The sequence below is a fragment of the Streptomyces achromogenes genome, from assembly GCF_030816715.1.
Taxonomy (GTDB): domain Bacteria; phylum Actinomycetota; class Actinomycetes; order Streptomycetales; family Streptomycetaceae; genus Streptomyces; species Streptomyces achromogenes_A.
In genome coordinates this window covers 7,612,981-7,626,480 of the sequence record NZ_JAUSYH010000001.1, presented here as the reverse complement: position 1 = coordinate 7,626,480, position 13,500 = coordinate 7,612,981, and the positions used below count along the sequence as shown (strand labels likewise).

The 13,500-nt window shown below is 71.8% G+C and carries 13 protein-coding genes and 1 tRNA gene; 4 read left to right on the top strand and 10 right to left on the bottom strand.

The window, feature by feature from the left end:
- Window positions 1–31: 31 nt before the first annotated feature.
- Entirely contained in the window at window positions 32–1,099 is a 1,068-nt protein-coding gene (locus QF032_RS34120; RefSeq protein WP_307059084.1) for a cytochrome P450, read from the bottom strand.
- Between the two features lie 270 nt (window positions 1,100–1,369).
- Between QF032_RS34120 and QF032_RS34115 the strand changes: the two genes are divergently transcribed.
- Window positions 1,370–2,173 (top strand): alpha/beta fold hydrolase, encoded by an 804-nt coding sequence (locus QF032_RS34115; protein WP_307059082.1) that lies wholly within the window; start codon window positions 1,370–1,372, stop codon window positions 2,171–2,173.
- Between the two features lie 161 nt (window positions 2,174–2,334).
- Here the strand turns inward: QF032_RS34115 and QF032_RS34110 are convergent, their stop codons facing one another.
- Window positions 2,335–3,267, bottom strand: coding sequence for a streptomycin biosynthesis protein (locus QF032_RS34110; protein WP_306947217.1), 933 nt, complete (start codon window positions 3,265–3,267; stop codon window positions 2,335–2,337).
- 731 nt (window positions 3,268–3,998) lie between these two features.
- Window positions 3,999–4,286 (bottom strand): hypothetical protein, encoded by a 288-nt coding sequence (locus QF032_RS34105; RefSeq protein ID WP_306947219.1) that lies wholly within the window; start codon window positions 4,284–4,286, stop codon window positions 3,999–4,001.
- 304 nt (window positions 4,287–4,590) lie between these two features.
- Between QF032_RS34105 and QF032_RS34100 the strand changes: the two genes are divergently transcribed.
- From QF032_RS34100 to QF032_RS34090, 3 genes are all read left to right on the top strand, one after another.
- Complete coding sequence (locus QF032_RS34100) at window positions 4,591–5,772, top strand: TetR/AcrR family transcriptional regulator (RefSeq protein ID WP_307047801.1); 1,182 nt, start codon at window positions 4,591–4,593, stop codon at window positions 5,770–5,772.
- A 258-nt stretch (window positions 5,773–6,030) separates the two neighbouring features.
- On the top strand, window positions 6,031–6,402 hold the full coding sequence (locus QF032_RS34095) for a hypothetical protein (protein WP_307059079.1): 372 nt from the start codon (window positions 6,031–6,033) through the stop codon (window positions 6,400–6,402).
- Window positions 6,403–6,482: 80 nt separating this feature from the next.
- On the top strand, window positions 6,483–8,129 hold the full coding sequence (locus QF032_RS34090; protein WP_307059077.1) for a pyruvate, phosphate dikinase: 1,647 nt from the start codon (window positions 6,483–6,485) through the stop codon (window positions 8,127–8,129).
- 127 nt (window positions 8,130–8,256) lie between these two features.
- On the opposite strand, the gene QF032_RS34085 is transcribed toward QF032_RS34090, so the two are convergent.
- The 7 genes from QF032_RS34085 to tdh form a co-directional block, all read right to left on the bottom strand.
- Window positions 8,257–8,330, bottom strand: a tRNA-Pro gene (locus QF032_RS34085).
- A 109-nt stretch (window positions 8,331–8,439) separates the two neighbouring features.
- Window positions 8,440–8,799, bottom strand: coding sequence for an MmcQ/YjbR family DNA-binding protein (locus QF032_RS34080; RefSeq protein ID WP_307047798.1), 360 nt, complete (start codon window positions 8,797–8,799; stop codon window positions 8,440–8,442).
- Between the two features lie 30 nt (window positions 8,800–8,829).
- A complete protein-coding gene (locus QF032_RS34075; protein WP_307059075.1) occupies window positions 8,830–9,351 on the bottom strand; it encodes a GNAT family N-acetyltransferase in 522 nt (173 codons plus the stop codon).
- Window positions 9,348–9,935, bottom strand: coding sequence for a helix-turn-helix domain-containing protein (locus QF032_RS34070; protein ID WP_307047796.1), 588 nt, complete (start codon window positions 9,933–9,935; stop codon window positions 9,348–9,350). Before QF032_RS34070 ends, QF032_RS34075 begins: the two co-directional genes overlap by 4 nt.
- Window positions 9,936–10,036: 101 nt before the next feature.
- Window positions 10,037–10,939: a LysR family transcriptional regulator gene (locus QF032_RS34065; protein ID WP_307059073.1), complete on the bottom strand. Its 903-nt coding sequence runs from the start codon at window positions 10,937–10,939 to the stop codon at window positions 10,037–10,039.
- A 169-nt stretch (window positions 10,940–11,108) separates the two neighbouring features.
- A complete protein-coding gene (locus QF032_RS34060) occupies window positions 11,109–12,320 on the bottom strand; it encodes a glycine C-acetyltransferase (protein ID WP_306947235.1) in 1,212 nt (403 codons plus the stop codon).
- A gap of 61 nt (window positions 12,321–12,381) precedes the next feature.
- Window positions 12,382–13,410, bottom strand: coding sequence for an L-threonine 3-dehydrogenase (gene tdh / locus QF032_RS34055; protein WP_306947237.1), 1,029 nt, complete (start codon window positions 13,408–13,410; stop codon window positions 12,382–12,384).
- Window positions 13,411–13,500 lie beyond the last annotated feature (90 nt).

The window sequence follows — 13,500 nt, the reverse complement described above, 5'->3', positions numbered from 1 at the left end:
GGCTCCGTGTCCTACGGGCGCCGGCGACGGCTCACCACGTCACCCGCAACGAGCTGAGGCCCCGGGTGATCAGTCCGTCCTTCCACACGACGGCGGGCGCCGCGGGCCCGTCCTCGGCCAGCCGCAGTGCGGGAAAGAACTCGAACAGTTCAACGAGCGCCGTCCGCACCTGGAGCCGCGCCAGGGGCGCTCCGAGACAGCGGTGTATTCCGTGTCCGAAGGTGAGATGGGCCGATGGCCTGTCGTCCCGCAGGAGCTCCGGTTCAATGAATACCTTGTCGTCGCGATTTCCGTGCAGCAAGGAGACGACCACCGCTTCACCCGCCCGTACCCGGATATCACCGAGTTCGATGTCCTCGAGAGCCACTCGCGGGAAACTGATCGCCGTCGACGGGGTGACACGGAGCAATTCTTCGACCAGTGCGTCCGCCCGCGTTTCGTCCTTGACGAATTCCCGGGGAATCTCCTCCTGGAGCACGGCGAGTGCGGCGAGGCCGATCTGCCCGACCGTCGTCTCATAGCCGGCGGTGAGCAGCGCGAGGCCGAGGCTGACGAGTTCGGCCTGGGAGAGGGCGTCGCCGTCGTGGGCCCGGATGAGGTCGGTGAGGAGGTCGTCGTCGTCCCGCAGTCGCTTGCGGTCGATCAGGGTGGACATGTAGTCGACCAGCCGGAGCCGCTGACGGCTCTTCTCCAGATCGCTGCTGGCGGTGATGTCGAAGAGCACCTCCACCCAGGAGCCGAAGATCTCCCGGTCCTCGACGGGCACCCCGAGCAGGGTGCCCAACACGGCCACCGGCAACGGTTCGGCGAAGGAGGACACCAGGTCGGCGGGGCTGTCGAGGCGGCTCATGCCGGCCAGCAGATCGGCTGCCGTCCCCCGCACCAGCGGGGCCATGCCGGTCATCTTGCCCGTGGTGAAGGCGGCCGCGACGATCCTGCGCAGCCGGGCGTGGTCGGAGCCGTCCAGGCTCATCATCGATGTGGGGGACGGCGCCGCCGAGTTCAGCCGTGGGGCGCCCGGCGCCACCGCGGCGGCCCTGCTGAACCGCCGGTCGGACAGCACCCGGCGTCCCAGGGCGTAGTCGCTCACCAACCACATCTCGTCACCGGGCGGCGTCCGTACGCGCTTTACCGGAACGGTGTCGGCACCGGTCATGAATTCCGGTAACGGACCCAGGTGTTGTGGACGCAGAACGGCGGACAATCTGACACCTCGCCTCTTCTTCTGAAACCAGCTCGGCGACCGACTCGCCTGCTCCATGCGATATTTGGTGGCCCCGGTCCGGACGTCAGCGTAGCCGCGCCCACGAGATGTGACCACGAACGCTCGCAAAGCCCGATCGAGTACGACGAGTACGAGAGGTGACCCATGGATATCGCGACCAAGCAAGGCACATTCAGCACCGGCCTGCCCCATCTCGCCTTCGGTTCCGGAAAGCCGCTGGTGTGCCTGTCCGGATTCACGATGACGCATACGGTGCCGCCGCCCGGTGCGCAGCGGCGCCGCGCGGCCCGGCTGGTGGCGCCGTTCGTCGCCGCCGGGTACGAGGTCTTCTGGACCAACCGTCGCCCCGGCATGCCGGTCGGCACGACGATCGGTGAGCTCGCCGCCGAACACGCCGAGGCACTGCGCGCGCGGTTCGCCGGTCCCGTGCCCGTACTCGGACACGGGACCGGCGGCTCGATCGCCCTGCAACTGGCGGTGGACCACCCCGACGTGGTCGACCGGCTGGTCCTGGCCTGCGCCGCGTACACCCTGGGTCCGGTCGGCAGGCGCTTTCACCGGGATCTGATCGCGGCGGCCGAGCGGGGCCGCTCCGGTATGCATCGAGCGGCCCCCGCCCTCACCCGCAACCCGGTGCTGCAACGCCTGCTGATGGTGCCGCTGTGGCTGGCGGGACGCCTGAATCCGCCGCCGCGCGACCCCTCGGACATGAGGGCGACCCTGCTGGCCGAGGACGGCTTCGATGTCCGGGACCGGCTGGCCGAGGTGAGTGCGCCCACTCTGGTGCTGTGCGGCGGCCGCGACCACTTGTGGCCGCAGGAGATGTTCGACGAGACCGCGGCGGGGATACCGGACGCCCGGCTGGTGCGGTACCCCCGCCGTGGTCACAACGTCCTGGGGGCACCGGAGTTCGCCCGCGACGTCCGCGCGTTCCTCGACGCGCCCTGAGCTCGCGCCGGCCGGCTACGAGCCGTCCGCAGAGACCGTGCGCACGGGCCGTGCGCACGGCCCCCGTACGCACGCCGGGACACGGCCGCACCGCCCGGCCGTGTCCCGGTGCCGCTTCCCCGCTCCCCGTCCGGTTCGCGGACAGGGCCCGGGGAGCCGGCTCACCCCGCCTCGGTCGAGGACTCGCCCGTCCGTTCCGACAGCCGGTCCGCGAGGCACTGCCACGCGGTGGCGCACTCCCGGGCGAGGCGGGCCACCACCTCCTGACGGTGGGGCGGCACCGCCTCCACGATGCGGGCCCATCCGTCCGCGTCGACCGAGCAGACCCGCAGCGCGCGCAGCAGGATCTTGCCGGCCATGGTGAGGCGTAAGGAGGGGTCTTTGCTGAGGCTCACCAACAGGACGTCGCTGGCCGGGCCGTCGGGCCGGAAGGAGCGCCGGGCCATCGCTCCCGGAGGGCTCTCCCGTGCCACGGCCTGCCGTTGTTGCGGCGTGACCAGCGGCTCCCCCCGGTTGAGCCGGGCCCGGACGTCGCTGGCGGTGGCCGCCGAGATCCCCGCGAGCCTGGCTATCTCGCGCAGCGAGGCCTCCGGGTTGGCTCTCATCAACTCCCCCGCGCGCAGCCGTCCTTCGGCTCCGTTGCGGGGGCGCACCCGTCCGTCCCGGCCGATGCTGGCGTTCGGCTGCTCATTTTGCGCAGTCGAACGCTGCCGTACGGCCCCCACCGTGTTCGCGGCCAGCCCCACGACCTCGGCGATCCTGCGGTCGGACCACTGGGGGTGCGAGGCGACGATCCGGACCGCGGCGGCCTTGCGGTCGGAGAGCGAAAGCGGCAGTCCGTGCTCGCTGTTGAGCTGGACCGCGAGGACGAAGGCGTCCCCCTCCGCGCCGTCGAAGTAGCGGACCATGATGTGGTCGTCGCCGCGCAGGAGTGCGGCGCGCAGTCGGTGCGCGCCGTCGATGACGCGCATCGTGGGGCGATGCACCACGATGGGCGGGAGCTGTGTGTGCAGCGCCGCCAGCAGTTGGACGTGCTCCGCGTCCTCCCCGCCGGTGCGGGGACCGCCCGACGTCTGCAGGGCTTCGACGGGCACGCTCTCGGCGGCCGGTGGCGGTGCGCCCCGGGCGGCCGAAGCCGTGCCCCTCCCGCCGCCCCGTCCCTGGACGTCACCACTTGACACCTCCGCCGTCCGAACGGCATGGGCTTTTAACCTACCGATCATTGATCAATCACCTCGGGGTGCGTGGTTGGGGGGCCGGAAGGCGATCAGGCGTCGGTGGAAACGGGCAGCCCGGCAGGGCCGCTTCTGCTGTGACGGGTGTTTTCGGTGTGGCTCAGCGGCGCGTCATGCCGAGCGGGCGGAAGCGATAAGTCGATAGAACGTTCACGGTTCGGCGGCGGGCCCGGGCGCCATGAAGGCGCACCGCTTCACTTTTCTCCAGGCCGTTTCGGCGTTATTTCGGCGCGACAATTTCTCAGGCAGGGAGAAGGCGAGGGTCATCTCGTGACGGCAGAAATAAATCGCAGTCCGCACTGTCTTCGCATACGAACATCGCCCCCCGTTGCAGAATATCCCCGTCCATCGGATTCCTGGTTCGCCCCTCGGTCAGGGAACACCGTGACACTGTGCAAATTTGATCTCTTTCGGTCGATGTCTGTCAAGACGAAGAGTCTGTACAGACCATTCGGCAGGCCCCTCGCAGACTGATGGTTTGAACCGGTGCGAACGCCTCCGAAGCCTGATACCGCACGGACGGCGCGGCGGCGAGGGGGCTGAACCGGACGCGCCGTCCCAATGTTCCGGGACGGCGAAACATACGGTCATCACGTGCGGAAGGTGGCGTTCCGATCCCGGCGGCGCACCTCGGCGAGCAGATCCTGCCAGCTGAACGGGGCACCGCCGTAGGACCGCTGGAGGCGGCGCAGCAAACGCCGGCGCGCCAGCCGGAATGCCATTGCGCACACCAGAATCGTAATTCCGGGCACGACCGCCGTGAACGAAAACCCGAAAGCGTGACGGGGGTGCGGTATGTACGCGCCGAAGGCAGCGCAGCGGGCAATGTCATCGATATCGTCGCGGCTGAGGAATTCATAAGATGCTCGTTCACCCATCGATCGAGCATCCCAACCCGCGAGAAATCGGGCAAGAATTCATCCAGAACCATTCGACGGGAAGATGCTCCACGAGCCCCGGAAACCACTGGCCGAGAAATAAACATCGGATTTTCCGGTCGGTCCCGGGGTCGCTCTGTCGACTTCGCCCGTCGGCCCGCGCCGCGCCCACCGCACTCGGCCGGGCCACTCGGATGGTCTCACCATCAGGATGTTCGGTGTATCTTCTGTCGTGAGCGGGAGACGCTTGACAGCTGAACCGACGGCGCGCACGAGGGCGACGTACGAACGGAAGGGGTCGCGGATGGTCCGGTTGACACGGGCTCAGCAGCAGGAACGCACCCGCGCCGCCGTGCTGACCGCGGCGAAGGCCGAGTTCACCGAGCGTGGATACGCCACGGCGAAGGTGGACGGCATCGCCGAGCGGGCCGACCTGACGCGTGGCGCGGTGTACTCGAACTTCCCGAGCAAACGCGCCCTCTATCTGGCCGTGCTGATCGACATGGTCGAGCGCGCCGCCGCCGCGGAGCACGGCACCGCCGACGGGATCCGTCCCTCGGCGGCGCCACAGGCGGGCGGGCGGCCGCACGCCCGGACCTCCACCGCCGAGGCCCTGGGGGCCTTCGCCCGTATCTGGCTCGAACGGCTGCCGCTGGCCGGCCAGGGCCCCTCCGCCGGCCCGGCGCACCTGGGCTCACTGACCGAGGTGCTCGACGACGAACCGATCCGTGCCGCGTTCGGCCAGGTGACCCGCCTGGAGGCGCTGTTGCTGGCACTGGCGCTGGAGTCGTCGGACTCCCGCGCCTGTGCCGACACGCCACCCGCGCGACAGGTACGGCGTGCTCAGCTGGTCCTGCGGCTGCTGGACGGTCCGGGGACCACGGCGGATCCGGCCCTCGGATTCGGCGACCCCTTCGACATCGCACAGGCCTGCGCACACCTGGGCGGGCTCGCCCTCGCCGACACCTGGAACCCCCCGCACCTGCCCTACGTCCCGCCCGCGCGAGCCTGCCGGGACCGATGGGAGCCCCCGCGAGAGCTGCGGGACCTGCTCAGCGGGCGCATGGTCGGAGTCACCGGGGACGGTGTGATCACGGTCCTCGGCACCCACCGTCTCGAAGCCGCGGAAGAGGCCGTCCGCAGCGCGCGGGCCGGTGATCTGATCACCGTGGCCGTCACCACGTCCGCCCCCGCCGAGACCGGACGCCTCGTCCAGCTGAGAATCGGCGACTTCGCCCGCTGCCTGGAGCGCGCCTTCGACCCCGACGACCGGCCGGGCCTGCGCGTCGTCCTCGACGAGCGCGGCCTGCTGGCGTCGGCCGTCGGCGTACCGGACGCCGACGACACCACCGAGTACGCGGTCCGCGTACGGCACGACACGATCGTCACCCGAGCCCAAGGACCGGGTGCCGCGTACGCCGCGGCCACCCACGACCTCACCACCGCAGACGTTTCCCACACCACACCCGATGGGGCCGCACCATGACCCGACCCGTTTCGTCCCACGCCACCAGCACCGATCTGCTGGTGCTCCACGCCCTTCGCTGCATCGGCTTCTCGGGCCTGTCCGCAGTGGCCGGGGCGACAGGACTGCCCGAGTCCGACGTCGAGTCGGAACTGATCGACCTCGCCGTCGCCGGACTCGTCACACGCACCGCGGGCGACTTCGGCGGCTGGGGTCTCACGGACGCAGGCCGCGCCGCGGACGCCGAGCGGATCGCGCGACGAGGTGGCGACGGCCGGTGTGCGCCCCGTTCTGACCGCGGCCTTCGACCGGTTCCTCGTCCTCAACCCCGAACTCCTCGACCTCTGCACGGCGTGGCAGACCCACATCGTCGACGGCGCCATGACGATGAACGACCACAGGGACTCCTCCTACGACGCCCGTGTCCTCGACCGGTTCACGGAGTTCCACCAGCGTGCCGAGCCCCTGTGCGCGGAGCTGTCCGCGGCCCTGCTCCGGTTCCGGCGCTATCCGGTCCGGCTCGCGGACGCGCTCGCCCGCGCGAGGTCCGGCGCGCTGGAGTACGTGACGGACAGCACCGCCTCCTACCACACCGTGTGGTTCCAGTTGCACGAGGACCTGCTGGCCACGCTCGGCATCCCACGCCACTGAACCCAGCCCACCGGCCTTCGCCCGTGGCACCCCCTCCCCCGCAGCCGAAGCAGCAGAGGCGACGCAGAGATGACAACGCGATGACCTTTATTCACCCGCTCTCGGCAGAGGTCGAGGAGACAGCGGACGTCCTCGGCGGCAAAGCGCACGGGCTCATCGTGCTCCGACGTCTGGGGCTGCCCGTGCCACCGGGGTTCGTCATCGGTACGGAGGCATGCCGTGCCTACCTCCGCACCGGGCGGCTGCCCCACGGCCTCGCCGCCGAACTCACGGCCGCCGTAGCCGGGTTGGAGGCCGCCACGCACCGCGAGCTCGGCGGCTCGGAGCGTCCGCTGGCGGTGTCGGTCCGCTCTGGCGGCAAGGTGTCGATGCCCGGCATGATGAGCACCGTCCTCAACCTCGGGCTCACCTCCCGGGCGACGGCCGCGCTGGCCGAGGAGATGGGCGACCCGCGTTTCGCGCTGGACTCGCGGCTGCGGTTCCTGACCAGCTTCGCCTCCCAGGTCGTGGGCGTGGGCCAGGAGAGCCTGGCGAGCGTGGACCGGGCTATCGCCGGGCGCGACGGCGACCCGAGCGACTTCGAGACGGCGATCCACGAGGTCGAGCGGCTCGTCCGCGAGCACAGCGGCGAGCCCGTTCCCGAGGACGCGGCCCGGCAGTTGGAGCTCGCCGTCGAGGCGGTCTTCTCGTCCTGGGACACCCCGCGCGCCAAGACCTACCGCGCCCTGCACGACATCCCCGGCGACCTCGGCACGGCCGTGACCGTCCAGGCGATGGTGTTCGGCAACCGCGACGAGCACAGCGGTACGGGTGTCGCCTTCAGCCGCGATCCCAACACCGGTGAGCACGTCCCGTTCGGCGAGGTCCTGTTCGGCCGCCAGGGCGAGGACGTCGTCTCCGGCACCTCGCTGACCGGACCCCTGCGGGAGCTGGCCGACCGGGAACCCGCCGTATGGGCCCTCCTGTTGACCGCCCTGGACCAGCTGGAGGCGCACTACCGCGACGCGTGCTACGTCGAGTTCACCTTCGAGGCAGGCGAGTTGTGGATCCTCCAGGTGCGTCCCGGGCGATTCGTCGGGCGTGCCGCGGTACGGGTCGCGGTCGACCTCGCCGAGGCGGGAACGATCGGGCGTGACGAGGCGCTGTTGCGCGTCTCCCCACAGCACCTCGCCCAGGTGCGGACGCCGCGGATCACGGCGATCGACCCCGGGGACGTCTTCACCCGCGGGCTCGGAGCCTCTCCGGGAGTCGCCGTCGGCCGGGTGGCGACCACCGCCGACAGCGCGGCGCGGCTGGCGGCGGGCGGACCGGTCGTCCTGCTGCGCCCGGAGACCTCCCCGCTCGACATGCACGGCCTGGCGGCCGCGACCGGGGTCGTCACCGCACGCGGCGGGCCGACCAGCCACGCCGCCGTGGTGGCGCGGGCGATGGGAAAGCCCGCCGTCGTGGGGGCCACGGGCCTCACCGTCGACGCCGCCGGCGGCTGTGTCCGGGCGGGTGGGCGCACCCTGCCCGAGGGCACGCTCATCGCCGTCGACGGAACGGGCGGCGAGGTCGTCGTGGGTGAGCCTCGCATCGTCGCGGACGCGACCGACCCTCACCTCCGCCAGCTGCTCGGCTGGGCAGACGACGTCGTGAGCGGCGCCGACGGCGACCGTGACGAGAAGGAACGCCTGTCCTCGGCGCAGGCCGTCCTGCGTGGTGCCCGCCGTGGGACGCCCGGCTGACCCGCCCGGCACGTCCGGGGCGCGGTCCGCGCGGCCGCCGAGCGTCGGGGCCCGGCATGGTCCCCGAGAATGACCAAGGGCCGGTTCGGATTTCTCCGAACCGGCCCTGACCTGCGACTGTCTCCAGTCGGGACGACAGGATTTGAACCTGCGACCCCTTGACCCCCAGTCAAGTGCGCTACCAAGCTGCGCCACGTCCCGTTGCCCGCCTGACCTGGGGTTTCCCCTGGCCGAACGTGCAGGGAAACCATACCGCACTCGGGTCGGTGGTCGCGCATCCGTTTCCCGGGCCGCGGCCGTCCGGGCGCCGTCAGCCGCCGCGGACGACGCCGAGGTCCGGATAGGCCTCCAGCAGGCGCTGCGGGGCCGCCTGCCGCCAGGAGTCGGCGAGGACGTCACGCAGCTCCTCCTCGTCCTCGAGGGCGGCCAGCCGGGCCCGCACCCAGGCGAACTGGGCCTCGTGGTCGGCGATCCAGAACTTCCCGGGCTCCGCGAGCACCAGTTCGTCGCGCTCCTCCTTGGGGCAGCGCACGGCGAGGGAGGTCTCCTCCTCGGGCAGGGTGGCGAACATCTTCCCCGCGACCCGGAAGGTGGGCATGCTCCAGGCGGTCTTCTCCGTGGTCTCCGGCAGGGACAGGGCGATACGGCGTACGTCTTCGGCGTCCGGCATGCTCCGCACCGTAGCGGCTGCCGCTGACAGTCACCCCGCGGCGAGGTGTTTGTAGTACAGGGTGGTCGGCCGCAGCACTCCGTACGGGTTCGCCGCGTAGTCGGGGACGATCCCCGCCCTGGTCCACCCGGTGGCGCGGTAGAGGTGTTCGGCGGGGCTGCCGGTCTCCGTGTCCAGGTGGAGAAGGGTGACGCCGGCCGCGGCGGCGGCTTTCTCGGCGATGCCGAGCAGGGTGCGGGCGAGGCCCTTGCCGCGGGCGTCCCGGTGGACCATCAGTTTGACGAGTTCGGCACGGTGACGGCTGTTGGGCTTGTCGGCGAAGGCGAGGCTCACGGTCCCCACGGCCCGGTCGCCGTCCAGGGCGGCCCAGACGGCGAGCCGTCCGGCGGCGACCTGTTCCGCCCGCTCATGCCACCACGCGACGGCGTCCTCCGGGTCCAGCGGGGCGAGGAAGCCCACCGAGGCGCCGCCGTCCACCGTGTCGGTCAGCAGGCCGGCCAGTTCCCGCGCGCGGTCGAGGAGGCCGGGGGCGTCGAGGCGGGTCGGGGTCACGGGAGCACCACCGCCAGCACGTACCGCGCCTCGGCGTCGCCGGCGCACCGGAACCGGGTCGGCCCCCACACCCGCAGGCGCAGGCAGTCTCCGGCGGCGAGGCGGTGCACGGTGTCCTGGGCCGTCACCTCGAGGACGCCCTCCAGGAGCCACACATGCTGCTCAAGACCTGCCACGGGCGGCCGGTCGTAGGCGATGTCCGCGCCGACGGCGAGCCGCCCCTCGACCAGCTCGCCGCGCAGCGCCGGGTGCGGCGGAGACACGGAGCGCCGGACGAACCCGGAGGCCCGGTCCGTCCAGACGGGCTGCTCTTCGGCACGCACCAGCGGGGCGGGTTCCGCCTCGACCTCGCCGAGCAGGCGCGACATGGTCCGCCCGTAGACATGGCACAGCCGGTTGAGCTGCGAGGCCGTGGGACTGATCTCCGCCCGCTCGGCGCGCGACAGGGTGGACCGGCTCACCCCGCTGCGCTCGGCCAACTCCCCCAGTGACCAGCCGTGTTCGGCCCGCAGCTCGGCCAGCCGGCCGGCGAGCCGCGCGTCGACGGGGTCGGGTGTCTCCACGGCGTCCGCTTCTCGTCTCATATCCGGGAATCTATCCCTGATATGAGACGTCTGCGTTACGCGGACCTCACACCGCGAGGCCTAGCTGTATCGCCCCGCGGAGGCTCGCACCGCGGCGGCCCTCACACCGCGGCGGCCTCGCCGAGGGCCTTCAGCACCGGCCGGATCAGCGGGTGCTCCTCGGCGCCCCGGCGGACGGCCGCGAAGACCCGCCGGGTCGGCGCGACCCCGTCGACCGGCCGGACGACCACCCCCGTGAGATCCATGCCGCGCAGCGCCGAACGCGGGACGAGCGCCACGCCCGCGTCCGCCGAGGCCAGCGCGACGACGGCGCGGAAGTCGTCGGAGGAGTGCTCCATGCGGGGCTGGAAGCCCGCGTTCTCGCAGGCCAGGACGACCACGTCGTGGCAGGGGTTGCCGGGGTAGGGGCCGATCCAGGTGTCCTTGGCCAGCTCGGCCAGCGGAACCTCGGCGGTGTCGGCGAGCCGGTGGGAGACGGGCACCACCGCGTCGAAGGGCTCCGCGTACAGCGGCAGGTGCGTCAGACGGGGATCGTCGGCGGCCGGGGCCCCGCGGTACTCCACCGCCACGGCGACGTCGACCTGCCGGTCGAGCACCATCGGCAGGCTGGCGTCGCCCTCGGCGTCCTGGACGCGGATCCGTATCCCCGGCGCGGTGCGGGCGAGCCGCGCCACCGCGGGAGCCACCACGAGGGCGATGCCGGTCGCGAAGGCCGCGACCGTGACCGTGCCCGCCGCGCCGGAGCTGTACGCGGCGAGCTCCGCCTCGGCCCGCTCCAGCTGGGCGAGGACGGCGTTGGTGTGACCGAGCAGGATCTCGCCGGCGGGGGTGAGCCGTACGCCCTTGGCGCCGCGCTCGACCAGCCGGTGGCCGGTCTCCTGCTCCAGGGCCGCCAGCTGCTGGGAGACGGCGGACGGGGTGAGATACAGCGCGGCGGCCGCCGCCGTCACGGTGCGGTGGTCGGCCACCGCACGGAGGATGTGGAGCCGCCGCGCTTCGATCATGGGATCGATTATCGCAATATGTCGGGGCCCTCAGGGCCACGGCCCGACCGGACCGTCCACGGAGCGCCTCGCCCTCCCGCCACCCACCGCCCATCCCGGGTGCGGACGGACGGACCGCCGGTTCCGGGCCGCGGCCGGTTCCGGGCCGGGGCCGGTGCGAAGCCGCGGCTCAGACCGTCGCGGCCGCCGACTCCCCCAGCTCCGCCCGGGCCGCGACGAACGCGTCGACGGCGCGGTCGACGTCGGCCGTGGAGTGCGCGGCGGACAGCTGGACGCGGATGCGGGCCTGCCCCTGCGGAACGACGGGGTACGAGAACCCGATGACGTACACCCCGCGCTCCAGCAGCAGTTCCGCCATCCGGCCCGCCGTCGCCGCGTCGCCGATCATCACGGGGGCGATGGCGTGCTCGCCGGGGAGCACGTCGAAGCCCTCGGCCGTCATCCGGCGGCGGAACAGCGCGGTGTTCTCGGCGAGCCGCACCCGCAGGTCGTCCGCCGACTCCAGCAGGTCGAGGACCTTCAAGGAGGCCGCGGCGATGACCGGGGCAAGGGTGTTGGAGAACAGGTACGGGCGCGAGCGCTGACGGAGCAGGGCGACGATCTCCGCGCGGGCGGCCACATAGCCGCCGGACGCGCCGCCCAGCGCCTTGCCGAGGGTGCCGGTGAGGATGTCCACCCGGTCCATCACGCCGTGCAGCTCGGGCGTCCCGCGTCCGCCGGGGCCGACGAAGCCGACGGCGTGCGAGTCGTCGACCATGACCATGGCGTCGTAGCGGTCGGCGAGGTCGCAGATCTCGGCGAGGGGCGCCAGATAGCCGTCCATGGAGAACACGCCGTCGGTGACGATCAGCCGCCGCCGGGCGTCCGACGCGTCCTTCAACTGCCGTTCCAGATCCGCCAGATCACGGTTGGCGTAGCGGAACCGGCGGGCCTTGGACAGCCGGATGCCGTCGATGATCGAGGCGTGGTTGAGGGCGTCGGAGATCACCGCGTCCTCGGGGCCGAGGAGCGTCTCGAAGACGCCGCCGTTGGCGTCGAAGCAGGAGGAGTACAGGATCGTGTCCTCCTGGCCGAGGAACGCGGACAGCCGCGCCTCCAGCTCCTTGTGCACCTCCTGCGTCCCGCAGATGAAGCGCACGGACGCCATGCCGTAGCCCCAGCGGTCCAGAGCCTCGTGAGCGGCGGCGATCACCTCGGGGTGGTCGGCGAGCCCCAGGTAGTTGTTGGCACAGAAGTTGAGGACCTCGCCCGGCCGGCCGCCCGCGGTCACGGCGACCGTGGCGGACTGCGGGCTGCCGATCACCCGCTCGGGCTTGTGCAGACCGGCGGCGCGGATCTCGTCGAGGGTGGCGCGCAGGTCGTCACGCACGGAGTCGAACATCGGAAGGCTCCTAGGAAACACTCGGAAGCGGCGGAAGCGGTATGCGGCGGAAGCAGACGGTTCACGCGGTCCAGTCGAGGATGACCTTGCCGCCGCGGCCGCTCGCCGCGTCGGCGAAGGCCGCCTCGAAGTCGCGGTGGCCGTACCGGCCGGTGATCACGGGGGCGAGGTCGAGACCGCCCTCCAGCAGCACCGACATCGCGTACCAGGTCTCGAACATCTCCCGGCCGTAGATGCCCTTGATCGTGATCATGGACGTGACGATCCGGGCCCAGTCGACGGGGAACTCCTCGGCGGGCAGCCCCAGCATCGCGATCCGGCCGCCGTGCGTCATGTTGGCGATCATGTCGCGCATCGCCTCGGGCCGGCCGGACATCTCCAGGCCGATGTCGAAGCCCTCGCGCAGCCCCAGTTCGCGCTGTCCGTCGGCGATGGACGCCTGGGAGACGTTCAGCGCGAGGCTCGCGCCGATCTTCCGGGCCAGCTCCAGGCGCTCCTCGCTGACGTCGGTGACCATGACGTTGCGGGCTCCGGCGTGCCGGGCGACGGCGGCGGCCATCAGGCCGATCGGGCCGGCGCCGGTGATCAGGACGTCCTCGCCGACGAGCGGGAAGGACAGCGCGGTGTGGACCGCGTTGCCGAACGGGTCGAAGATCGCCGCCACGTCGAGGTCCACCGGCACCCGGTGCACCCACACGTTGGCCGCGGGCAGGGCGACGTACTCGGCGAAGGCGCCGTCCCGCCCGACGCCGAGGCCGACGGTGGCCCGGCACAGATGGCGGCGGCCGGCCAGACAGTTGCGGCACTTGCCGCAGACGAGGTGTCCCTCGCCGCTGACCAGGTCGCCCGCGGCGATGTCCGTGACGTCCCGGCCGGTCCCGACGACCTCGCCGACGAACTCGTGCCCGAGCACCAGGGGCGCGCTGATCGTCTGCTGCGCCCAGCCGTCCCAGGACCGGATGTGCAGGTCGGTGCCGCAGATGCCGGTGCGCAGCACCTTGATCAGCACGTCGCCGTGCCCCACCACGGGCTCCGGAACGTCCGTGAGCCACAGTCCGGGCTCCGCCTTCTCCTTGACCAGCGCCTTCAACGCAACGGCTCCTGTGATGAGGGCCCGACGCGGGCAGGCCGACAGGCCCCGCAGCCGGGAAGACGGGTGGATTCGCCCAGCAATCTGCCG